The organism is Pseudomonas sp. DE0010 (assembly GCF_007680745.1).
Classification (GTDB): domain Bacteria; phylum Pseudomonadota; class Gammaproteobacteria; order Pseudomonadales; family Pseudomonadaceae; genus Aquipseudomonas; species Aquipseudomonas parafulva_B.
Genome location: NZ_VEJQ01000006.1, coordinates 107495 through 129608 on the forward strand (window position 1 = coordinate 107495; position 22114 = coordinate 129608).

The 22114-nt window shown below is 61.8% G+C and carries 21 protein-coding genes; 9 read left to right on the forward strand and 12 right to left on the reverse strand.

The window, feature by feature from the left end:
* Positions 1–13: 13 nt before the first annotated feature.
* From FS767_RS06890 to acs, 4 genes are all read right to left on the reverse strand, one after another.
* Positions 14–712, reverse strand: a complete 699-nt coding sequence (locus tag FS767_RS06890) for an ABC transporter permease (RefSeq protein WP_023533799.1) — start codon at positions 710–712, stop codon at positions 14–16.
* Positions 709–1398 carry an ABC transporter permease gene (locus tag FS767_RS06895; protein WP_023533806.1) on the reverse strand — a complete coding sequence of 230 codons (690 nt, stop codon included), beginning with the start codon at positions 1396–1398 and terminating at the stop codon, positions 709–711. Before FS767_RS06895 ends, FS767_RS06890 begins: the two co-directional genes overlap by 4 nt.
* 88 nt (positions 1399–1486) lie before the next feature.
* Positions 1487–2272: an ABC transporter substrate-binding protein gene (locus FS767_RS06900; RefSeq protein ID WP_027915913.1), complete on the reverse strand. Its 786-nt coding sequence runs from the start codon at positions 2270–2272 to the stop codon at positions 1487–1489.
* Between the two features lie 556 nt (positions 2273–2828).
* Positions 2829–4790, reverse strand: coding sequence for an acetate--CoA ligase (gene acs / locus FS767_RS06905; protein ID WP_058605578.1), 1962 nt, complete (start codon positions 4788–4790; stop codon positions 2829–2831).
* Between the two features lie 385 nt (positions 4791–5175).
* On the opposite strand from acs, the gene FS767_RS06910 reads away from it, so the two are divergent.
* A complete protein-coding gene (locus tag FS767_RS06910) occupies positions 5176–5430 on the forward strand; it encodes a DUF2790 domain-containing protein (protein WP_027915912.1) in 255 nt (84 codons plus the stop codon).
* A 104-nt stretch (positions 5431–5534) separates the two neighbouring features.
* Here the strand turns inward: FS767_RS06910 and FS767_RS06915 are convergent, their stop codons facing one another.
* A complete protein-coding gene (locus FS767_RS06915) occupies positions 5535–7097 on the reverse strand; it encodes a sigma-54-dependent transcriptional regulator (protein WP_144964661.1) in 1563 nt (520 codons plus the stop codon).
* Positions 7098–7347: 250 nt separating this feature from the next.
* Between FS767_RS06915 and phhA the strand changes: the two genes are divergently transcribed.
* The 3 genes from phhA to FS767_RS23185 all read left to right on the forward strand — a co-directional run bounded on the left by phhA (position 7348) and on the right by FS767_RS23185 (position 8955).
* The gene (phhA, locus tag FS767_RS06920) at positions 7348–8136 is read left to right on the forward strand and encodes a phenylalanine 4-monooxygenase (protein ID WP_058605580.1); all 789 of its coding nucleotides are present in this window, start codon (positions 7348–7350) and stop codon (positions 8134–8136) included.
* A 40-nt stretch (positions 8137–8176) separates the two neighbouring features.
* The gene (locus tag FS767_RS06925) at positions 8177–8533 is read left to right on the forward strand and encodes a 4a-hydroxytetrahydrobiopterin dehydratase (RefSeq protein ID WP_023533765.1); all 357 of its coding nucleotides are present in this window, start codon (positions 8177–8179) and stop codon (positions 8531–8533) included.
* 293 nt (positions 8534–8826) lie between these two features.
* Positions 8827–8955 carry a hypothetical protein gene (locus FS767_RS23185; protein ID WP_256674240.1) on the forward strand — a complete coding sequence of 43 codons (129 nt, stop codon included), beginning with the start codon at positions 8827–8829 and terminating at the stop codon, positions 8953–8955.
* Positions 8956–9043: 88 nt separating this feature from the next.
* On the opposite strand, the gene FS767_RS06930 is transcribed toward FS767_RS23185, so the two are convergent.
* On the reverse strand, positions 9044–12064 hold the full coding sequence (locus tag FS767_RS06930; RefSeq protein WP_144964662.1) for an FAD-binding and (Fe-S)-binding domain-containing protein: 3021 nt from the start codon (positions 12062–12064) through the stop codon (positions 9044–9046).
* A 150-nt stretch (positions 12065–12214) separates the two neighbouring features.
* On the opposite strand from FS767_RS06930, the gene FS767_RS06935 reads away from it, so the two are divergent.
* Positions 12215–13099, forward strand: a complete 885-nt coding sequence (locus FS767_RS06935; protein WP_058605582.1) for a LysR substrate-binding domain-containing protein — start codon at positions 12215–12217, stop codon at positions 13097–13099.
* A gap of 63 nt (positions 13100–13162) precedes the next feature.
* Here FS767_RS06935 and FS767_RS06940 read toward each other — a convergent pair whose 3' ends face one another.
* The 6 genes from FS767_RS06940 to FS767_RS06965 all read right to left on the reverse strand — a co-directional run bounded on the left by FS767_RS06940 (position 13163) and on the right by FS767_RS06965 (position 19771).
* The gene (locus FS767_RS06940) at positions 13163–14581 is read right to left on the reverse strand and encodes an amino acid permease (protein WP_144964663.1); all 1419 of its coding nucleotides are present in this window, start codon (positions 14579–14581) and stop codon (positions 13163–13165) included.
* 811 nt (positions 14582–15392) lie between these two features.
* Positions 15393–16460, reverse strand: coding sequence for a 23S rRNA pseudouridine(2605) synthase RluB (rluB, locus tag FS767_RS06945; protein ID WP_144964664.1), 1068 nt, complete (start codon positions 16458–16460; stop codon positions 15393–15395).
* Between the two features lie 193 nt (positions 16461–16653).
* The gene (scpB, locus tag FS767_RS06950) at positions 16654–17430 is read right to left on the reverse strand and encodes an SMC-Scp complex subunit ScpB (RefSeq protein ID WP_144964665.1); all 777 of its coding nucleotides are present in this window, start codon (positions 17428–17430) and stop codon (positions 16654–16656) included.
* The gene (locus FS767_RS06955) at positions 17417–18142 is read right to left on the reverse strand and encodes a ScpA family protein (RefSeq protein WP_178102719.1); all 726 of its coding nucleotides are present in this window, start codon (positions 18140–18142) and stop codon (positions 17417–17419) included. The genes scpB and FS767_RS06955 overlap by 14 nt, the downstream gene beginning before the upstream one ends.
* A 125-nt stretch (positions 18143–18267) precedes the next feature.
* Positions 18268–18897 carry an L-threonylcarbamoyladenylate synthase gene (locus tag FS767_RS06960; protein WP_023533818.1) on the reverse strand — a complete coding sequence of 210 codons (630 nt, stop codon included), beginning with the start codon at positions 18895–18897 and terminating at the stop codon, positions 18268–18270.
* A 13-nt stretch (positions 18898–18910) separates the two neighbouring features.
* A complete protein-coding gene (locus FS767_RS06965) occupies positions 18911–19771 on the reverse strand; it encodes a PHP domain-containing protein (protein ID WP_144964667.1) in 861 nt (286 codons plus the stop codon).
* A gap of 67 nt (positions 19772–19838) precedes the next feature.
* On the opposite strand from FS767_RS06965, the gene FS767_RS06970 reads away from it, so the two are divergent.
* The 4 genes from FS767_RS06970 to FS767_RS06985 all read left to right on the forward strand — a co-directional run bounded on the left by FS767_RS06970 (position 19839) and on the right by FS767_RS06985 (position 22080).
* Positions 19839–20432 carry a septation protein A gene (locus FS767_RS06970; protein WP_027915901.1) on the forward strand — a complete coding sequence of 198 codons (594 nt, stop codon included), beginning with the start codon at positions 19839–19841 and terminating at the stop codon, positions 20430–20432.
* 1 nt (position 20433) lies between these two features.
* Positions 20434–20733: a YciI family protein gene (locus tag FS767_RS06975; RefSeq protein WP_144964668.1), complete on the forward strand. Its 300-nt coding sequence runs from the start codon at positions 20434–20436 to the stop codon at positions 20731–20733.
* A 117-nt stretch (positions 20734–20850) separates the two neighbouring features.
* Positions 20851–21528 (forward strand): response regulator transcription factor, encoded by a 678-nt coding sequence (locus FS767_RS06980; RefSeq protein ID WP_144964669.1) that lies wholly within the window; start codon positions 20851–20853, stop codon positions 21526–21528.
* 135 nt (positions 21529–21663) lie between these two features.
* Positions 21664–22080 (forward strand): Spy/CpxP family protein refolding chaperone, encoded by a 417-nt coding sequence (locus FS767_RS06985; RefSeq protein WP_058637602.1) that lies wholly within the window; start codon positions 21664–21666, stop codon positions 22078–22080.
* Positions 22081–22114: the final 34 nt, after the last annotated feature.

Consider the following 22114-nt stretch of genomic DNA (forward strand, 5'->3'; position numbering starts at 1 on the left):
TCTCACAGAGCGGTCAGTGCTTGCGCGGCGCCAGGTAGCCGAGCCAACGGCGTTCGGCCATCTTGAACAGGCGCACCAGGATGAAGGTCAGGCACAGGTAGAACACGCCCGCCGTGATGTAGGCCTCGAAAGGCAGGTAGTACTGGGCATTGACCGTGCGCGCGGCACCGGTGATGTCGATCAGTGTCACGATCGACGCCAGGCTGGTGGTTTGCAGCATCATGATCACTTCATTGCTGTATTGCGGCAGCGCACGGCGCAGCGCAGACGGCAGCAGGATGCGTCGGTACATCTTCATGCGCGACATGCCCATGGCCTTGGCCGCCTCTATCTCGCCATGGGGCGTGGCTTTGAGGCTGCCGGCAACGATCTCGGCGGTATAGGCGCTGGTGTTGATGGCAAAGGCCAGGCACGCGCAGAAGGTTGCGCTGGACAACAAGGGCCAGAACACGCTGGCCCTGACGGCCTCGAACTGCGCCAGACCGTAGTAGATCAGGAACAGCTGTACCAGCATGGGCGTGCCACGAATGACGTAGGTGTAAAGCCAGGCCGGCAGGTTGACCCACGGGCGCTTTGACACGCGCATCAAGCCCAGCGGAATGGCCGCCAGCAAGCCGAAGAACAACGAGACTGCCAGCAGCTTGAGGGTGGTGAGCAGGCCGTCGAAATACATCGGCAACGCTTCCCAGACCACGTTGTAGTCGAAGATCATAATTCGGTCACCTTGACACCCACCGAGTAGCGGCGCTCCAGATACTTCAGCGCCAGCAACGAGACGCTGGTCAGCACCAGGTACAAGGCGGCCACTGCCAGGAAGAAGGTGAAGGGTTCACGGGTGGCATCGGCCGCCTGCTTGGCCTTGAACATCATGTCCTGCAGGCCGACCACCGAAATCAACGCCGTGGCCTTGGTCAGCACCAGCCAGTTGTTGGTAAAGCCTGGAATTGCCAGGCGAATCATTTGCGGCACCTGGATGCGGAAGAACACCTGCCGGGCATTCATGCCGTAGGCGACTCCCGCCTCGGCCTGGCCCTTTGGAATGCCCAGGAATGCACCCCGGAACGTTTCCGAAAGGTAGGCGCCGAAAATGAAGCCCAGCGTACCGATACCTGCCAGCAGCGGGTTCAGGTCGATATAGTCGTCGTAGCCCACCAGCGGCGCCACGCGGTTGATGATGTCCTGCCCGCCATAGAAGATCAGCAGGATCAGTACCAGATCCGGTATGCCGCGAATGACCGTGGAATACAGGTCGCCCAGCCAGGCCAGCCAGCGCACGGGCGACAAGCGCAGCGCCACGCCGATCAGGCCGAGCACGATGGCCAGGGCCATCGACGAAAGGGCAAGCTGTAGCGTCAGCCACGCCCCATCGAGGATGACTGCCCCGTAGCCTTTCAACATGTTGAGGTCCTCGACCTAGAGAATGAAAAATGGTGCAAACCTCAGCGCTTCTGCTGTTTGCACCATTGCATAGCGATTGACGGCTGACTCAGTTCGCGTCTGGGCCGTAGATGTCGAAGTTGAAGTATTTCTTCTCGATCTCTTTGTACTTGCCATTGGCACGGATGGCATCGATGGCCGCATTGATGCGATCGACGTTGGCCTTGTCACCCTTGCGCACGGCAATGCCGACGCCGTCACCGAAGTACTTCACATCGGTGAAGGCAGGGCCTACGAACGCGAAGCCCTTGCCGGCATCGGTCTTGAGGAAGCCATCTTCCAACAGCGTGGCGTCGGCCACGGTGCCGTCCAGGCGACCAGCCGCCACGTCCAGGTAGATTTCGTTCTGCGTGCCGTATGGCACCACGGTGGCGCCTTTGGGCGCGAGCACTTCCTTGGCGAAGCGATCGTGGATCGAGCCACGCTGCACGCCAATCTTCTTGCCCTTGAGCTCATCGAGGCTGTCGGTGACCGCGGTACCTTCCTTCATCACCAGGCGCGCCGGGGTGAGGTAGTAACGCTTGGTAAAGTCCACCGACTTCTTGCGGTCCTCGGTGATGGACATCGAAGACAGGATGGCGTCGATCTTGCGCACTTTCAGCGCAGGAATCAGGCCGTCGAACTCCTGCTCGACCCACGTGCACTTGGCCTTCATCTCTTCGCACAGGGCGTTGCCGATGTCGTAGTCGAAGCCGGCGATGCTGCCATCGGGCTGCTTGAAGGCAAAAGGAGGGTAAGCCGCTTCGATACCGATTTTCAGCGGTTTTTCATCGGCCTGCGATACCAGGGAAAACACGGACAGCGCCAGGGCGCCAAGCAGTGCGAGCTTCTTCATCAGGTAACTCCATCGGTACGGGGCAATACAAGGCAGGTAACAGCTGCCCGATATGCGAATGGTTACAACGCGAGCCGCGCAGGGTTCGACCAAGGTCGCAGACCACGAGCGAGTGAATGGCATTTTAACGACAGCCCGGTAGTCGAAATTTCTTCAAAGCGACAACTACTTACAGAAGCGCCTGAAACCGCTGCGGGCGATGTTGACAGCCAATGCAGAATATGCAAAAGCGCAAGAAATTGAACCCATGAATCTAGCAAATCCTGGGCCTATTATTGGCAAACCCTTGTGGGACGGCAAGTGTAGCGTGATGGACCGTCCTACAAGACAGCCAGAATGCCCCTAAACAGCGCCAAGTGTTTCCAGGCGCCCCGCCATAGCGCATTGCTGGTGACAGAAAAGTAACCGATCACTGCCGGGTAACAGGCCCAGCGGTCTATAAAGCAAAAACCCCGCCGGTTAACCCGGCGGGGCCTGTGCGGGACGCTGGCGCACTGTCGGCGCGACCCAAATCAGCGTGTCATCAAGCTTGAATCTCGGGCCGCGCGCAGTGCCGTCAAGCCGTGGCCAGGCTCATGGCCTTGTGCGTGTCGATCAGGTGCTGCACGACACCTGGGTCTGCCAAGGTCGAGATGTCCCCCAGCGCGTCGTACTCGGCGGTTGCAATCTTGCGCAGGATGCGGCGCATGATCTTGCCCGAACGGGTCTTTGGCAATCCAGGTGCCCACTGAATCACATCCGGCGAGGCGATCGGGCCGATTTCCTTGCGCACCCAGTTCTTCAGTTCAAGGCGCAGTTGCTCGCTTGGCTCGACGCCAGCATTGAGGGTGACGTAGACATAGATACCCTGGCCCTTGATGTCGTGCGGCACGCCCACCACCGCGGCCTCGGCCACCTTGGCGTGCGCCACCATGGCACTTTCGATCTCGGCGGTGCCCATGCGGTGGCCCGAGACGTTCAGCACGTCATCCACGCGACCGGTGATCCAGTAGTAGCCGTCCTCGTCGCGGCGGGCGCCGTCACCGGTGAAGTACATGCCCCGGAACGTCTTGAAGTAGGTATCGACAAACCGGTCATGGTCACCGTACAGCGAGCGCGACTGGCCTGGCCATGAATCGAGGATCACCAGGTTGCCCTCGGTCGCGCCTTCGATCAGGTTGCCCAGGTTGTCCACCAGGGCCGGTACCACGCCAAAGAATGGGCGCGTGGCCGAGCCTGGCTTGAGCGCCGTCGCACCTGGCAATGGGCTGATGAGGATGCCGCCGGTTTCGGTCTGCCACCAGGTATCGACGATGGGGCAACGCTCCTTGCCCACAGTCTTGTAGTACCAGTTCCAGGCTTCGGGGTTGATCGGCTCGCCCACAGAGCCCAGCAGGCGCAGGCTGGAACCGTCGGCGCCGTCTACCGCCGCCTGCCCTTCGGCCATCATGGCGCGGATGGCGGTGGGTGCGGTGTAGAGGATGTTGACTTTGTGCTTGTCGACGATCTTCGACACGCGGGTGATATCCGGGTAGTTCGGCACACCTTCGAACAATACGGTGGTGGCGCCGTTGGCGAGCGGACCGTAGACGATGTAGCTGTGGCCCGTGACCCAGCCGACGTCGGCGGTGCACCAGTACACCTCGCCCGGGCGGTAGTCGAACACGCGCTCATGGGTCAACGCCGCGTATACCAGGTAGCCACCGGTGGTGTGCAGCACGCCCTTGGGCTTGCCGGTCGAGCCGGAGGTGTAGAGGATGAACAGGGCTTCCTCAGCCCCCATTTCCTTCGGCGCGCAGTGGCTGGAAGCCACTTTCATCAGGTCTTCGTACCAGATGTCGCGGTGCTGGTGCCAGGCAATGTCGCCGCCGGTGCGCTTGCAGACGATGATCTTCTGCACGCTGCTGGTTTCAGGGTTGGTCAGCGCCAGGTCGACATTGGCCTTGAGCGGTGTACGGCGACCGCCGCGCACGCCTTCGTCAGCAGTGATCACCACCTTGGATTTGCAATCGATGATGCGCCCTGCCAGGGCCTCGGGCGAGAACCCACCGAATACGACCGAATGGATTGCACCGATACGGGCGCATGCCAGCATGGCGACCACAGCCTCGGGAATCATTGGCATGTAGATGGTGACCACATCGCCGCGGTGCACGTCTTGCCCGCGCAAGGCGTTGGCGAACTTGCACACTTGCTCGTGCAGTTCGCGGTAGGTGATGTTGCGGTGCTCGGAGGGGTCGTCGCCTTCCCAGATAATGGCCAGTTGATCGCCACGCTCTTCCAGGTGACGGTCCAGGCAGTTGGAGGAAACGTTCAGAGTGCCGTCGGCAAACCATTTGATGTCCACGTGGTGGTCATCGAAGGAAGTCTGCTTGACCTTGGTGAAGGGCTTGATCCAGTCGATGCGCTGGGCCTGCTCACGCCAGAAGCCGTCCGGGTTGATCACCGACTGCTGGTACATGGCCTTGTAGGTGGCCTCGTCTGTCAGGGTAGTGGCCGCGATCTCGGGACGAACGGGATACAGTGGAGCCGCACTCATCGTGTTTACCTCGGTGTAATAGTTGTTTTTGTATGGGACCGATGTAACTGTACCAGAGCGATAACCGCCATTCGACGTTGGTAGTAATTTGCCAGTGGATCGGGTCGTAACCGCTCAGGCGCGGGCATTGTGCTGCCCTGCAAGGTGCAGGCCTGGTGGATTATTACCAATTTCACCAACAGACTTTATCAAAAGCCCCACTGTTTCAGCCTGGGTCACAGTTCTAGAATTGATCTCGCCAGCAACGGCAAGAAGATTGACAACCTGTAACCGCCCCCACGAAGGCAACTGTCACTTCTATGCAAACTTGATCAATACCTTAACGGTTGTCGTAGTGCCTTATGCACGGCGCGCACCGTCACGACCTTAAATAGGCAGATAAAACATGAAAGCTTTAATGGTAGTACTGCTGGGCAGTCTGTGCGGGACGGCCATGGCCGACGAAGCCCAGGCCGCCGAACAGGCACCGGTTGAACAGTACAGTTACTCGCAACACCTGGACATCGACCACGTCATTTCCATGAGTGAAATCCCCAATGTCTGCGGCGTAGTGCCCGCTCGCATGACCTACGCCGACTCGCAAGGCCACACCCACGTGCTGGAATACCGCGTGATGGGCAACGGCTGCTCCAACGGCTGACAGCGCGGCGACCAAGGGGGCCGAATGACCCCCTTCGCAGCCATCTGCACACAACTAACAGCAGCAAGTTAAAGCGACAGGAGACTACGCTTAGCACTGTCCAATCAGTGCCCTGACGATTTGCCCAGTGAATAGTCTTTTAACTTATTGGCAATGGTCGTATGCGATACACCCAAGCGTTTGCCCAATGCACGGCTACTTGGAAACTCTTTAAGCAAACTTTCCAATACGGCTTTTTCAAAACGCCCGACAATATCGGACAATGCACCGTCCAGTGAAAAATCCCCCAACGGCTGTCGCACGCCATAATCGGGTAACCGCACATGCTCAGTCTTGACCACACCGTTTTCACATAACGACACCGCCTGGAATACCACGTTTTCCAACTGCCGAACGTTTCCCGGCCAATCGTAGCCGGCCAACTTTTGCATCGCCCCTGGCGCCAGGCGCGGCATGGCGCATCCGATCTGCCGACTGGCCTGATCGAGAAAATACTGCACCAGCCCATCGAGCCCATCCATGCATTCGCGCAAGGGCGGAATGTGCAACGACAGCACGTTGAGCCGGTGGTACAAGTCCTGGCGGAATTCGCCCCGGGCGCAGAGCTCGGACAGGTCCACCTGCGTGGCGCAGATCACCCGTACATCCAGATAGACCTCTTCGTCGCTGCCAACACGGCGAAAACATCCGTCCTGCAAGAACCGCAACAACTTCACCTGAAGCCGCGGGCTCATTTCAGCCACGCCATCGAGAAACAGCGTGCCGCCGGCCGTCAGCTCCAGCAGACCCAGTTTGCCTTCGGCGCGGGCGCCCTCGAAGGCGCCCGGCCCGTAGCCGAACAGCTCGGTCTCGGCCATCGACTCAGGCAGGCCGGCACAGTTGAGCGCCATCAGCGGCGACTGCCCACGCGGGCTCGCCAGGTGGCACGCCCTGGCCAGAAGCTCCTTGCCGGTGCCGGTTTCCCCTTCGATCAACAGCGGCGCATCCAGCGGCGCCATTCGCCTTGCTTCACGGACAACGGCAGCCATCAGGCGTGAGCTCTGGAAAATGCTGTCGAACCCCCGCAACTCCTGCTTGCGCACATTGTAGATACGTTCACCGATGCGATCGGCACGGTGCAGGGTGAGCACGGCGCCAGCCAACGCTTCGCTGTCATCGTGCTCGGACTGCAACGGCGCGATGTCGGCCAGGAACACATGGCCCTTGACCTGTACCCGCAGACCGTTGATACGCGACTTGTTGCTGCGCACCAGTTCCGGCAAGTCGAAGTCGTCCACGTAGCGAGCCAGTGGCAGGCCGGGCACTTCGTCGACCCGCACCCCCAGCAATTGGGCTGCCGACCGGTTTGCCGCCACGATGCTGCCACCCATGTCGATCGAGAGCACGGGAAACTCCAGCGCCCCAAGCAGCGCGTTGAGTTCCATGTGCCGGCGCTCGCTGGGCATCAGCCCCACGCGCTTGACGCCGAACACGCCCGTGATGGCCTCGAACTTGGGGCGCAGGGCCTGGAACTGGAGGTTGATGAGGTTCGGGCAGTGCAGGTAGATGGCGTTGCCATGGTCACCCCCCACTTCGCCCCGCAAGACGTTGATGCCGTAGTCGACCAACAGGTTGAGGATGTCGCGCAGAATCCCGATACGGTTCTGGCAGTGCACTTTGATACGCATAAGGAATACGCCTAGCAAAAACTTCCCGCTTGAGGGGAAAACTTGTAAAGAAATTCTTACGAAATGACCGCTGATGATCATTGCAGGAGCTTGATGTTGGGACAATTCAGGGGTTTTGTAAAATTATCCTTACAAAATAGCGTGCCCGCCTGGGCCCCCTCCCCTCCATGAGTAGATGTGCACTGTGCAATAACGGGTTATTTCTGATGCCTACCTGTACATAACGACAAGAGCTGATCAGGAGACCTTCATGAAGCACACCCACTATGTGGCACGCGAGCCTGATGCGCAGGGGTTCATCGATTACCCGCAGCAGGAGCATGGCGTGTGGAACACGTTGATCACCCGCCAACTAAAGGTGATCGAAGGGCGTGCCTGTCAGGAATACCTCGACGGTATCGAGCAGTTGAAGCTGCCTCATGACCGCATTCCGCAGCTAGGTGAGATCAACAAGGTGCTGGGGGCAACCACCGGCTGGCAGGTCGCACGGGTTCCGGCATTGATTCCGTTCCAGACCTTCTTCGAGCTGCTTGCCAGCAAGCGCTTCCCGGTGGCAACGTTCATTCGCACGCCCGAAGAACTGGACTACCTCCAGGAACCGGACATCTTTCACGAAATCTTCGGCCACTGCCCGCTGCTGACCAACCCCTGGTTTGCCGAATTCACCCATACCTACGGCAAGCTGGGCCTGGCCGCCACCAAGGAACAGCGCGTCTATCTGGCGCGCCTGTACTGGATGACCATCGAATTCGGCCTGATGGACACACCCAACGGCCGCAAGATCTACGGCGGTGGCATCCTGTCCTCGCCCAAGGAGACGGTCTACAGCCTGTCTGGCGAACCCGAGCATCAGGCCTTCGACCCCATCGAGGCCATGCGCACCCCTTATCGGATCGACATCCTGCAGCCGGTGTACTTCGTGCTGCCAGAGCTCAAGCGCCTGTTCGACCTTGCTCACGAAGACATCATGGGCATGGTCGCGCAAGCCCAGCAGCTAGGCTTGCACGCGCCGAAGTTTCCACCCAAGGTTGCCGCTTGAACGCTGCTTGCCACTCACAACGCCACATGGATAAGAACGTATGAATGCCTTGAACCAAGCCCACTGCGAAGCCTGCCGCGCCGATGCACCAAAAGTCAGCGAGCAGGAGCTGGCCGAGCTGATTCGCGAAATTCCGGATTGGAACATCGAAGTGCGTGACGGCCACATGGAGCTTGAGCGCGTATTTTTGTTCAAGAATTTCAAGCATGCCCTGGCGTTTACCAACGCCGTTGGGGAAATTGCCGAGGCCGAAGGCCATCACCCGGGACTGCTGACCGAGTGGGGCAAGGTGACCGTCACCTGGTGGAGCCACTCGATCAAAGGCCTGCACCGTAACGACTTCATCATGTGCGCACGTACCGACAAAGTGGCCGAGACGGCCGAAGGGCGCAAGTAAACTGCCCACGGCGGTCGGCCCGAGGCTAACGCGGACGTGGCCGTCGGCAATGGTGGTGTTCACTTAGGATCGCCGGGGCCGCTCTGCGGCCCCAGTGATCATCAGCCTAAGTCATGCTTTTTATCACGCAGCAAGATCAGCCTTGCACGGCGAGCATGACCGGCCTTGATCAACCGGCGTGCGTAGGAAAAAAGCCAAACTGTCATGCAGACTTGTGTATCCTGCCCCAGCTTCTTGAAGCTTCACACGCGCCTGGCGCAGCCTTTTCACTCACACTTGCGAGGAACGACGAGATGCATGAGATCCCGAATATTCCCTTCCCAAGCCTGAACCCAGAAGAGCCCACCGTTACCGCCCACGCTGACTCGGCACCTGCCCGCGAGCAGGAAGGTGACGATCAGACCAGCGCCGACCAGGACTAGACCGCGCACACTGGCTGTGTGAAAACGGCTGATATGGCGCCTTGCGTTTCAGCACGTTTTCACACCGCTCGGTCGAGCAAGTTTCCCTTCAGCCCCTGGCGAACTGCAACACCACTTCCAACGGATGACGCATCGGCCGCCCAGCCATGCGCTTGACCTGGCTGCGGCAGGAATAACCGGTCGCCAATGGCTCCCCCTCCTTATCCAGTTTCAGCGCCCAGGACTGTTCGAAGATGTTCTTTGAGGTCTGCTGATTGCGCGCCTCGTGCCCATAGGTACCTGACATGCCGCAGCAACCGGTGGCCTCGGTGATCAGCTTGAGCCCCATGCGTTCGAACACCTGCTCCCACTGCCGGGTACTGGCAGGGGCGTTGGTCTTCTCGGTGCAATGGGCCATCAGCCGGAAGGTGGACGTGCACCCTGCCGCTTGCTCGGGCAGTGCGCCCAGCAACCATTCCTGAGGCAACAGCACAGGGGGGCACCCCTCGAGCCCAGGCACTTTCAGGTATTCCTGGCGATAGACGAGGGTCATGGCCGGATCCAGTCCTACCAACGGTACGCCGCAGTCAGCCAACGCCTTGAGCTGGGCGGCATTGCGCACGGCGGCCTTGGCGAAGGCACCCAGAAAGCCCTGAACATGCAGTGGCTTGCCATTGGCACTGTACGGTGCCAAGTAGACCCTGTGGCCCAGGCGATGCGCCAGATCGATGAATGCCGACAGCAACGGCGTCTCGAAGTAACGGGTGAAGGCATCTTGCACCAGCACGATGCTGCGCTCGCGTTGGGCAGGCGTCAGTTCGCGCAGCGCCGGCACCGTGGCCATGCCCACGCCACAGCGTGTCAGGGTCGCCTGGAAGTTGAAACGGCTGATCAACGGGCTATCGACCATGCCTACCTGCTCGGCCAGCAGGCGGCTGACCCATTTCGAGCCCATCACCGCGTTGTACAGACCAGGCGCATGGGCCAGGTACGGGATGGTGAATTCCAGCGAGCCGATCAGGTAGTCACGCAGAGGGCGCTGGTAACGGGTGTGGTACAGCTCGAGAAACCGCGAGCGAAAATCAGGTACGTTGACCTTGATCGGGCACTGCCCTGCGCAGGACTTGCAGGCCAGGCAGCCAGCCATTGCGTCATAAACTTCATGGGAAAAGTCAGCCTGCCCCTGGCGCCGCGCCCGCTCGTTGCGCAACCGCGCAGGCAGCCCTTTGATCCATGAAACCGGCTTGCGCGCCACTTCCAATACATCCACGCCCGCATCACCCTGCAGGCGCAGCCACTCGCGCATGAGCGAAGCCCGCCCTTTGGGCGAGTGCCGACGTTCACGAGTCGCCTTCCACGACGGGCACATGGCGTCGTTCGGGTCGTAGTTGTAGCAGGCACCGTTGCCGTTGCAATGCACGGCGCTGCCATAGGCCTGCCAGACCCGCTCATCGATGGTGCGGTCCAACTCGCCGCGCAAGGTCACGCCATCGACCTTGGTCAGGCCCTCGCTGGCACCGGGCGGTGTGCAGATCTTGCCGGGGTTGAGCTGGTTGTGCGGGTCGAACGCGCCTTTGAGGCGCTGCAGTGCCGGGTACAGCTCGCCAAAGTACTCGGGCACGTACTCAGAACGCAGGCCCTTGCCATGCTCGCCCCACAACAAACCGCCGTAGCGACGGGTCAACGCAGCCACCGCATCGGAGACAGGCTTGACCAAGGCCGCCTGGGCCGGGTCCTTCATGTCCAGCGCGGGGCGCACATGCAGCACGCCGGCATCGACGTGGCCGAACATGCCGTACGCCAACCCGTAGCCGTCGAGCAAGGCACGGAACTCGGCGATGTAGTCGGCGAGTTTTTCCGGTGGCACCGCCGTATCCTCGACGAAGGGCTGCGGCCGCACTTCGCCTTCGACATTGCCCAGCAGGCCGACCGAGCGCTTGCGCATGGCGTAGACGCGGGTCACCGCCTCAGCGCCCTCGGCCAGCGTATGGCCGAGACGCTCGACGCTGGTGTCGGCGCGCAAGTGATCGATGAAGGCCTGGACCTTGGCGTTGACCTCGATGGGGTCATCACCGCAGAACTCGACCAGGTTGATGCCCAGCGTGGAGCGCTCGGGGTCGGCCGGGAAATACTCGGCGACGCTGTGCCAGACGATGTCCTTCATCGCCAGCCCGAGCACTTTGGAATCGACGGTCTCGATGGACAGCGGCCGCTGCGCCATCAAGGCATTGGCATCGCGCAGCGCGTCCATGAAGCTTGCGTACCGTACGTTCACCAGGACGGCATACTTGGGAATCGGCAGTACGTTGAGCTTGGCCTCGACCACATACCCCAGCGACCCCTCGGCGCCGCACAGCACACTGTTGAGGTTGAAGCGGCCCTGCTCGTCGCGCAGGTGCGCCAGGTCGTAGCCGGTCAGGCAGCGATTGAGCGGGGGAAAGGTGGTGCGGATGAGCTCAGCCTGGGTATCGCAGATATCCAGGGCCGTGCGGTACACCTGACCCACACGACCGGGCGCCGTACACGCAGCCTGCAGCGCCTCTTCGTCGAGCGGCAGGCTGTGCAGGCGTTCCCCCCCGAGCAGGACGCTGTGCAGCTCAAGCACATGGTCGCGCGTTTTGCCATAGGTGCAACTGCCCTGCCCGCTGGCGTCGGTGTTGATCATGCCACCCACGGTCGCCCGGTTCGACGTAGACAATTCAGGCGCGAAGAACAAGCCATGGGGTTTGAGGGCGGCGTTGAGCTGGTCCTTGACCACACCCGCCTGCACCCGCACCCAACGCTGCTCGGCATTGATTTCAAGAATGCCGTTCATGTGCCGCGACAGGTCCACGACCACGCCATCGGTCAACGACTGGCCATTGGTGCCCGTGCCGCCGCCGCGCGGGGTCAGTTTGATCGCCTGGAAACGCGACTCGCCCATCAGCGTGGCGACCCGCGCCACGTCATCGGCGTCCAGGGGGAACACCGCGGCCTGCGGCAGACGCTGGTAGATGGAGTTGTCGGTGGCCAGGACGGTTCGGGTACCGTAGTCGGCGCTGATCTGGCCACGGAAACCACTGTCACGCAGGGCTTGGAGAAATGCCGGGTAGTCGGCGTCAGGTGCAACGGTAGGCAGCTGGGCGATCATCGATGGACGGCCTCGGAATAGGGCTGATTCACGGAAAAGATGTCGTGGCGGCATGGGTGGCGCCGGCAACAGTGACGTATGTGGCAATGTTCCTGTAGTTTTGCGCCAGGGGCAAACGGATAATCCTGCCGCTATCGATGACTTTCATGAATGAATTACCGCCACCTGACCCCGTCCATGTCCCTGCTGCTGGCCTTCGAGGCGGCCGCCAGGCACCAGAGCTACACCCGTGCCGCCACTGAACTGTCGCTGACCCAGAGCGCGGTCAGCCGGCAGGTTCAGGCGCTGGAACAGCAACTGGGCCTTACCCTGTTTCGCCGCGAGGGTCGCCAGGTACGGTTGACGGACGTCGGCCGGCTGTACCAGCGCGAGCTCAGCGAAGCACTGGGCCGCATTCGGGGCGCGACCCTCCAGGCGCTGGCCTACCAGTCCGGGGTCGGCACACTGCGCCTGGCCACCCTGCCCACCTTTGGCTCCAAATGGCTGTTGCCGCGCCTGAACGACTTCTACAAGGCGCACCCTGGCATGCTCGTGCACTTGCATTCGCGGATTGAAGCCATCGACTTCGACACCAGCGAGATCGACGCCGCCATTGGCGTGGCCAGCCGTGACCTGCCGGGGCTAATCAGCCATCGCCTGCATGCCGAGGAGCTGCTGGTGATTCTCCCGGCGCAGGCCGCCAACGAACAACCGCACTGGAGCCCCACTCGCATCAGCGAGCAGTTGCTGTTGAACGTGGCCAACAACCCCCATGCCTGGGGTGAATGGTTCTCGCACCACGGCCTGCCCCACCGAAGCATGCGCCTGGGCCCCAGCTTCGAGTTGACCTCGCACCTGATTCAGGCCGTGCAGGCGGGGATTGGGGTGGGCCTGGTGCCCCGCGTGCTCGTGGAAGACGAGCTGGCCAAAGGAGCGCTGTACAGCCCAGGCCTGGCATTCGCCAGTCAGCGCAGTTATTACCTGATCTATCCACCGCGTAACGAGGCGCTACCGTCGCTGCGGGCGTTCAGGGCGTGGCTGCTGGAACAGATCTGACACGCAGAAAAGAAAAACCCGAAGCGGTCAACGCTTCGGGTTTTGCATGCGGCTGTACGATGCTTATTTGGCGGTGCTGCCAATGGCCGCAGGGGCAACACCCTTGCGCCGTGACTTGATGACATAAGCGACGAACATGCAGAGCAACCAGACCGGAATGGCGTAGACGGAAACCTGGATACCCGGAATCTGCAGCATGATGCCCAGGATCAGGACCACGAACGCCAGCACCACATAGTTGCCATAGGGATACCACAGCGCCTTGAACAGGGGTTTCTGGCCCGTGCGGTTGAGGTGCTGGCGGAACTTGAGGTGCGAGTAGCTGATCATGGCCCAGTTGATCACCAGGGTGGCCACGACCAGCGACATCAGCAGCTCCAGCGCGCTGGAAGGCATCAAGTAGTTGAGCAGCACGGCGATCAGGGTCACGGCCGCCGACACCAGAATCGAACGCACCGGTACGCCACGCTTGTCGACCTTGGCCAGGGCAGCCGGCGCATCGCCCTGCTCGGCCATGCCCAGCAGCATGCGGGCATTGCAGTAGGTGCCGCTGTTGTACACCGACAAGGCCGCGGTCAGGACCACGAAGTTCAGCAGGTTGGCGGCCACATCGCTGCCCAGCAACGAGAACACCTGCACGAACGGGCTGCTGCCGTAGCTGCCGCCGGAGGCATCGATGCTGGCGACCAAGGTGTCCCATGGCGTGAGCGACAACAGGATCACCAAGGCGCCGACGTAGAAGATCAGGATACGGTAGATGACCTGGTTGATGGCCTTGGGGATCACGGTCTTGGGCTTGTCAGCTTCTGCGGCCGTAAAGCCGAGCATCTCCAGCCCCCCGAACGAGAACATGATGAACGCCAGGGCCATCACCAGGCCACTGACTCCATGGGGGAAGAAGCCACCGTGCGACCACAGGTTGGCCACGGTCGCGTCAGGCCCGCCGCTGCCGCTGGTCAGCAGGTAGGCACCCAGGCCGATCATGCTGACAATGGCCACCACCTTGATGATGGCAAACCAGAACTCGGCTTCGCCGAAGAACTTCACGTTCATCAGGTTGATGGCGTTGATCAGCACGAAGAAGGCAGCGGCTGTCACCCAGGTAGGGATTTCCGGCCACCAGTAGTGCACGTACTTGCCCACGGCGGACAGTTCGGACATGCCCACCAGGATGTACAGCACCCAGCAGTTCCAGCCCGACAGGAAGCCGGCAAAGCCCCCCCAGTAGGTATGGGCGAAATGGCTGAACGATCCGGCCACGGGCTCCTCGACGATCATTTCGCCCAACTGGCGCATGATCATGAAAGCGATGAAGCCACAGATCGCGTAGCCCAGGATCATCGAGGGCCCGGCGGATTTCATCACGCCTGCCGAACCCAGGAACAGGCCGGTACCGATGGCGCCCCCCAGGGCGATCAACTGAATATGGCGGTTCTTCAGGCCCCGCTTGAGCTCGCCTGAATGCTTGTCGTGTCCACTCATGAACGAAGTCACCTGCATTGTTTTTATCTGTGACGGAATCGGACCCACCGCGCTCGTGGCGCAGCGGAATGGGCAAGGTGGTCACCTTGCTTCCTGAGGGTGCAACTGCGCGGTCGAGTCAACCGGGCGGGGTCAGGAGTGCGCGGTACGCAAGGGGGTCACAGGTAAAACGCGGCGCACTGTATAACCCTGCGAGCGCGCAGGCGTCAACGCGTTGCGTGGTTTCCGGCGGAAAAAACGCAGCGTTCCGGGGGTAATGGCCTTTGTGGGCGAGGTGATCGGCGTACATGGCGCCTCCAATTGTTGTTTTATCAACCGGCTCTGCGGCGGGCTGTTGCACGGGGCAATGAGGGCTATAACACCCTGGGGCGGGGGTTTAGGCAAGACAGGGATATGACCGACGGCACAACCGAGCACCCATGCTCCGGCAAGCTTTCTTTACGCACGAGGAAGTTTTCTGGTTTGCTGCGGGAATTGGCCGATGCTTGTAAAAAAATCCTTACAAGCTGGCAATCTAAGTTGCCAAACGAACGAAATGGCTTTTCGCCCAATGGGTTACGCTCAGTCCATGAATTGCATGAGAGCAGCCGAATTGCACCGTCTGGTGGGTTGCATCTGGACAGGAGCGCAGTTCAGGTAGCTGGTTGCACATTGGGGCCGCTTGGCGCCCCATCGTCAGCCAACTGACTCCTGCTCAGCGCGAGTTACTCGCCTAGTGCAGAAGCCGGCTTGCCGGCAATGAGCTGCGCAGCAGCCCCAATGTGTTCAGCGTCGGTACACAGGCAAAGGCCGACAAATGGCCCCGAATGCCTCAGCCGCGCGGCTTGCCGCGACCACGGCCAGCTGGCTTGTCACCCTCGGGCTTGGCCGGGCGCTTGCGCATTTCGCTCGGGCGCTCGGCCACTGCGCTGCCACGGTTGCCTTTGCGCGGCGACTCTTCGCGCACCGGGCGTGCTGGGCGCTCGCCGGCCGCTGCGCCGTCCTGGGCTGGGCGCAGGCTACGCACGCGCTCACCACGGCCCAGGGGGCGGGACGATTTGCGCTGCAGGCGCTCCATCTTGTCCTTGGCCTTGAGCTTCATGGCCGGCAACGCCACGGGCTGCAAGCCCACCTCGGCCGCCAGGATGTCAATTTCACCCTGGGTCATTTCACGCCAGCGGCCCATGGGCAAGTCCGAGTTGAGGAACACCGGGCCAAAGCGCACACGCTTCAGGCGGCTGACCACCATGCCCTGCGACTCCCACAGGCGACGCACCTCACGGTTACGGCCTTCCATCACCACGCAGTGGTACCAGTGGTTGAAGCCTTCGCCGCCTGGTGCCTTCTGGATGTCGGTGAACTTGGCCGGGCCGTCCTCGAGCATGACACCCGCCTTCAGGCGCTCGAGCATCTCGTCATCCACTTCCCCACGTACGCGCACGGCGTATTCGCGGTCCATTTCGTACGACGGGTGCATCAGGCGGTTGGCCAGCTCACCGTCGGTGGTGAACAGCAGCAGACCGGTGGTGTTGATGTCCAGACGGCCGATGTTGATCCAACGACCTTCCTTGGGGCGTGGCAGGCGATCGAACACGGTCGGGCGACCTTCCGGGTCGTCGCGGGTGCAGATCTCGCCATCGGGCTTGTTGTACATGATCACCCGGCGCGTCGCCTCGGCCGCCTCTTCACGCTTGATCAGCTTGCCGTCCACAGCAATGGCGTCATGCAGGTCGACGCGCTGGCCAAGGGTGGCTGCAACGCCGTTGACCTTGATGCGGCCCTGGCTGATCCAGGCCTCAACGTCACGGCGCGAGCCCACGCCAATGCGCGCGAGAACTTTCTGCAGCTTCTCGCCAACAGGTGGGGTGATCTGGGTATCTTGCAGGTCTTGCTCACTCATCTGGGCACCTCCCGGTGTAGGAATGAAAACAGGTTTCTGGCAACGAACGCGCCAAAAGGCCGCGCATCATACGTGGTTCGCCGCATGAATGCATGGGAGGGTAGAAGCTTTTACACCCCTTGCCAGGACTTTCTGCCAGGCGGGCCTTGGTCGACGGCTAGGCCCCTGGCCACAGCAGATGGCGTTGCGGCGTTCAGGCCTGCTCGTTCTGCTCCCCCTCCAGCGATGCTTCGGCACCAGGGTCGTGCTGGAGCACGTCGTCGAAATCGGTCTTGAGGCCCTGCTCCATGGCGTCGAGCTCCACGAGCAGGCTGCGAAAGCTGGTCTCGTCCTTGACTGGCTCAGCCTCTTCGTCCTCGCCCAGGCTGGCGTCGGCCAGGGCCTGCAAGTGCGCCGGTACCGGGGCGTCGTCCGGGTCGAGCAAGGGCTCGGGCTGCATCTCGCGCAATTCGGCCAGTGCTGGCAGCTCATCCAGGCTGCGCAGGTTGAAATGATCCAGAAACGCCTTGGTCGTGGCGAACAGGGCCGGCCGCCCGGGCACTTCCCGGTGGCCCACCACGCGTATCCACTCGCGCTCGACCAACGTCTTGACGATGTTGCTGTTGACCGCCACGCCACGCACGTCCTCGATTTCACCACGGGTGATGGGCTGGCGATAGGCGATCAGCGCCAGGGTCTCGAGCAGCGCCCGGGAGTAGCGCTGCGGGCGCTCCTCCCACAGCCGGCCGACCCAAGGCGCGTAATCCTCGCGAATCTGCAGCCGATAACCATTGGCCACTTCCTTGAGCTCGAACGCACGACCGGCGCACGACTTGCCCAGCACCTCGAGTGCGCGCTTGAATGTCTTCGGCTCGGGCCGCTCGGGCTCCTCGAACAGCTCGTACAGGCGTTCGAGCGATTGTGGTTTGCCAGAGGCCAGCAGGAATGCTTCGATCAGCGGAGCCAGGTCGCGGGGGTCATTCAGGTTCATGGGCGTCTTCAGCAGGAGCAGGGCGTAACCGCACATGGATGGCGGCAAAGGCTTCATTTTGCACCAGTTCGACGAGGCTTTCCTTCACCAGCTCCAACACAGCCATGAACGTGACGACCACCCCCAACTTGCCTTCATCGGGGACGAACAGATCGATGAAGGCCACGAAACCCCCGTCTTTCAAGCGTTCCAGCACCTGCCCCATGCGCTCTCTGGTCGAAAGGGTCTCTCGGCTGATCTGGTGGCTTTCGAACAGGTCGTTGCGGCGCATCACTTCGGCCATGGATGCCAGCAGCTCCGGCAGGCTGACCTGCGGCAACAGTTTACGTACTTTTGCCTGGGGCGCCTCCAGGCACGGCACGACAAGATCACGACCGACCCTGGGCAACCCGTCCAGGCCCTCGGCGGCTGCCTTGAAGCGTTCATACTCCTGGAGGCGTCGGATCAGCTCGGCGCGCGGGTCGCCCTCCTCCTCCTCGACCGTGACGCTGCGCGGCAGCAGCATGCGCGACTTGATTTCAGCCAGCATGGCGGCCATCACCAGGTATTCGGCGGCCAGCTCAAGGCGCACGGTTTTCATCAACTCGACGTAGCCCATGTACTGGCGAGTGATTTCTGCCACCGGGATATCGAGGATGTCGATGTTCTGCTTGCGAATCAGGTACAGCAGCAGGTCCAGAGGCCCTTCAAACGCTTCGAGAATGACCTCCAGGGCATCAGGGGGTATGTACAAGTCCAGCGGCAGCTCGGTCACGGCCTCGCCGTAGACCAGTGCCAACTGCAACTGGCCAGGCAGATCGGCAGGCGCAGCCGTAGCCTGGGTTAATGGCTCGGCGGTCACGCGTTGACCATGAACGGGGTAGGGTCGCCGCAGCCTTCGCGAATCAGCTCGGGCTCATCGCCTGACAAGTCGATGATGGTCGAGGCCTTGAGGTCACCGTAGCCGCCATCGATCACCAGGTCGACATGGTGTTCCAGGCGCTGGCGGATTTCGTAGGGATCGGTCATGGGTTCGGCGTCGCCAGGCAGGATCAGGCTCACGCTCATCAAGGGCTCACCCAGCTCGGCAAGCAGTGCAAGGGTGATGGCATGGTCCGGCACGCGCAAGCCGATGGTGCGGCGTTTTTCATGCAACAGCAGGCGCGGCACTTCGCGGGTGCCGTTGAGAATGAAGGTGTACGGCCCCGGCACATGGGCCTTGAGCAGCCGGAAGGTGCCGGTATCGACCTTGGCATACAAGCCCAGCTGCGACATGTCGCAGCACATCAGGGTGAAGTTGTGGGTCTTGTCCAGCCCACGCAAACGGCGCACCCGTTCGATGGCTGACTTGTCACCGATCTGGCAACCCAGTGCATACGCCGAGTCGGTCGGGTAGACCACGACCCCACCCTTGCGAATGATCTCGACCGCCTGGCGTATCAGCCGCGGCTGTGGGTTTTCCGGGTGAATCTGGAAAAATTGGCTCACGTCGTCGTCCTGTTCAAACCGGCAATGGCTGTTCATGGCTGAAACGGTGCCACACAGGTGGCAGGTCCTCGGGCAAAGGCCGATAGGCACCGATTTCGCCCCAGGTGCCGGGGCCATGGAAGTCACTGCCAGCACTTGCCAGCAGCCCGAACTCACGGGTGAGGATGGACAAAGTGCCCACCTGCTCGGCCGGCATCATCCCATTGACCACTTCAAGCGCCTGCCCGCCTGCCTGAATATAGTCGGCAATCAGCCGCCTGCGCTTGCTGCGCGTCAGCTCGTAATGCATGGGATGCGCCAGGCTCACCCATGCGTTGGACTGGCGCAGGGTGGCAACGGTTTCCTCCAGTGATGGCCAATGTTGCTTGACGTCACCGAGCTTGCCGGCGCCGAGCCACTTGCGGAAGGCCTCGCCACGGTCTTTGACGTGGCCGGCACGCACCAGATAATCGGCAAAGTGTGGCCGGGCCGGGGCATTGCCACTGTCACCGAGCGCCTGCTGGATTTGCCGGGCACCTGCCAGTGTCCCAGGCATGCCCTTGGCCGCCAGGCGCCTGTCGATCTCCTCGGCACGCAACCAGCGGCCACGGTGCAGGGCCTCGATCGCTGCCAGCAAGGGCGCAGCGTCCACGGGAAAGTTGTAACCGAGTATGTGAATGGTTGCGCCGCCCCAGGTACAGGACAGCTCGACGCCGCTGACCCATTGCATGCCGTGCTCGCGGCACGCCTGCCGGGCCTCGGCCAGGCCCTCGAGGGTATCGTGGTCGGTGAGCGCCAGCGTACGCACCCCGTGCTCGAAGGCCCGGGCGACCAGGGCCGAAGGCGACAAGGCGCCGTCGGAGGCCGTGCTGTGACAGTGCAGATCAACATTCATGGAGTAGCGCTTTCGCTGGATTCGATGTTTGTTATTATGCCGTCACATCCCGGTTCTGGCTGCCATTGTGAAACAATTCATCGATTTCATCCCGCTGCTGCTGTTCTTCATCGTCTACAAACTGGATCCACGGCCTGTCGAGCTGGCCGGGCACAGCTTCGAATTCGGTGGTATCTACAGTGCCACTGCCATGCTGATCATCAGCTCGCTGGTGGTATACGGCGCATTGTTCCTGCGCCAGCGCAAGCTTGAGAAAGGCCAGTGGCTGACGCTGGTCGCTTGCCTGGTGTTTGGCGGCCTGACCCTGGCCTTTCACAGCGAAACCTTCCTCAAGTGGAAGGCGCCCGTGGTTAACTGGCTGTTCGCCCTGGCCTTCGCCGGTAGCCACTTCATAGGCGACCGGGTACTGATCAAGCGCATCATGGGCCACGCGCTGACCTTGCCCGATGCCATCTGGGCCCGCCTGAACCTCGCCTGGATCGCGTTCTTCCTGTTCTGCGGCGCCGCCAACCTGTTCGTCGCTTTCACCTTCCCGGCGTTCTGGGTCGACTTCAAGGTGTTCGGCAGCCTGGGCATGACCGTGCTGTTCCTGGTGGCCCAAGGGCTGTACCTGTCGCGCCATCTGCAAGATACCTCCTCTGCCTCCAAACCCAAGGACTGACATGCTCTACGCCATCATTGCCAGCGACGTCGCCAACTCCCTGGAAAAACGCCTGGCTGCACGCCCGGCCCACATCGAGCGCCTCCAGCAGCTCAAGGCCCAAGGCCGCGTGGTACTGGCCGGGCCGCACCCAGCCATCGACAGCAATGACCCAGGCGAGGCCGGCTTCAGCGGCAGCCTGATCGTGGCCGAGTTCGATTCCCTGAGCGCCGCCCAGGCCTGGGCCGATGCTGATCCGTACATCGCTGCAGGCGTCTACGATCAGGTCGTGGTCAAGCCCTTCAAGCAAGTGCTGCCTTGAAACACCTCGCCTAGAAGGCGTGCCCGGTATCGCCAGTTGGCAGCAGACCTCAAGACTGGGGTATCTTTGCGGCTGGCGGACCAACGCATCGCCGTCAATGGTTGAATTGAGTGAGTCATGAGCGAGCTGTTACTGATTGATGACGACCAGGAGCTGTGCGAGCTGCTCAGCAGCTGGCTGACCCAGGAAGGGTTCACCGTGCGGGCTTGCCACGATGGCCAGGCTGCACGCCAGGCCTTGGCCGACCGTGCGCCAGCGGCCGTGGTACTGGATGTGATGCTGCCCGACGGTAGCGGGCTTGAACTGCTCAAGCGCCTGCGCAGTGAGCATGCCGACCTGCCCGTGGTGATGCTGTCGGCCCGCGGCGAGCCGCTGGACCGAATCCTGGGCCTTGAACTGGGCGCCGACGACTACCTGGCCAAGCCGTGCGACCCGCGCGAGCTGACCGCGCGCCTGCGCGCCGTGTTGCGCCGCAGCCATCCAGCCCCTGCCACCAGCCAACTGGAACTGGGCGACCTGGTCTACAGCCCTGCCCGCGGGGTGGCCAGCATCGACGGCCGCGAATTGACCCTGACCCTGTCCGAAAGCCGCATTCTCGAAGCATTGCTGCGCCAACCGGGCGAGCCTCTGGACAAACAGGAGCTGGCGCAGATCGGCCTTGGTCGGCGGCTGACGCTCTACGACCGCAGCCTGGACATGCACGTGAGCAACCTGCGCAAGAAGATCGGCCCGCACGCCGACGGTCGACCTCGCATCATCGCCCTGCGCAGCCGCGGCTATTACTACTGCCTGTAGTCGCTTGCGCCAGGCTGACGCCAGGAAAGGGAGCTTGCCTTTACGTTCCCTTTACCGTGCGCTGACCGCGCTTGACGATCATCTCCCTAGACTGTGCTCATCCGGTGATCACCGGCCCATGACAGGAGAGACACCATGCGCAAGACCCTTACCGCCCTGCTGTTCGCCGCCGCACTGCCCACCGTTGCCATGGCCATGCCCGACGGCGGCCCGCGCCATGACGGCCCGCACCATCGCGGCGGCCCGGCCTTCCACGAGCTGGACCTGAGCCGCGAACAGCGTGACCAGATCGGCAAGCTGATGGGTGATCAGATGAAACAGCGCCGCGACATCACCGAGCGCTACCTTGACAAGCTGCCAGCGGCCGACCAGAAAGCCATGAAGCAAGAGATGCAAGCTAGCCGCGACAAGACCGACGCTGCGGTCCGCAACCTGCTCAAGCCAGACCAGCAGAAGAAGTTCGACGAACTGCAAAAAGAACGCGCCGCCAAGAAGGCGGAGTGGCAGGAGTTCCAGGCCTGGAAAGCTGAAAAAGCCGGCAAGTCCCAGTAAGCTCCAGTGTCAGCGCCCGCCGTGCCCCAGGTTA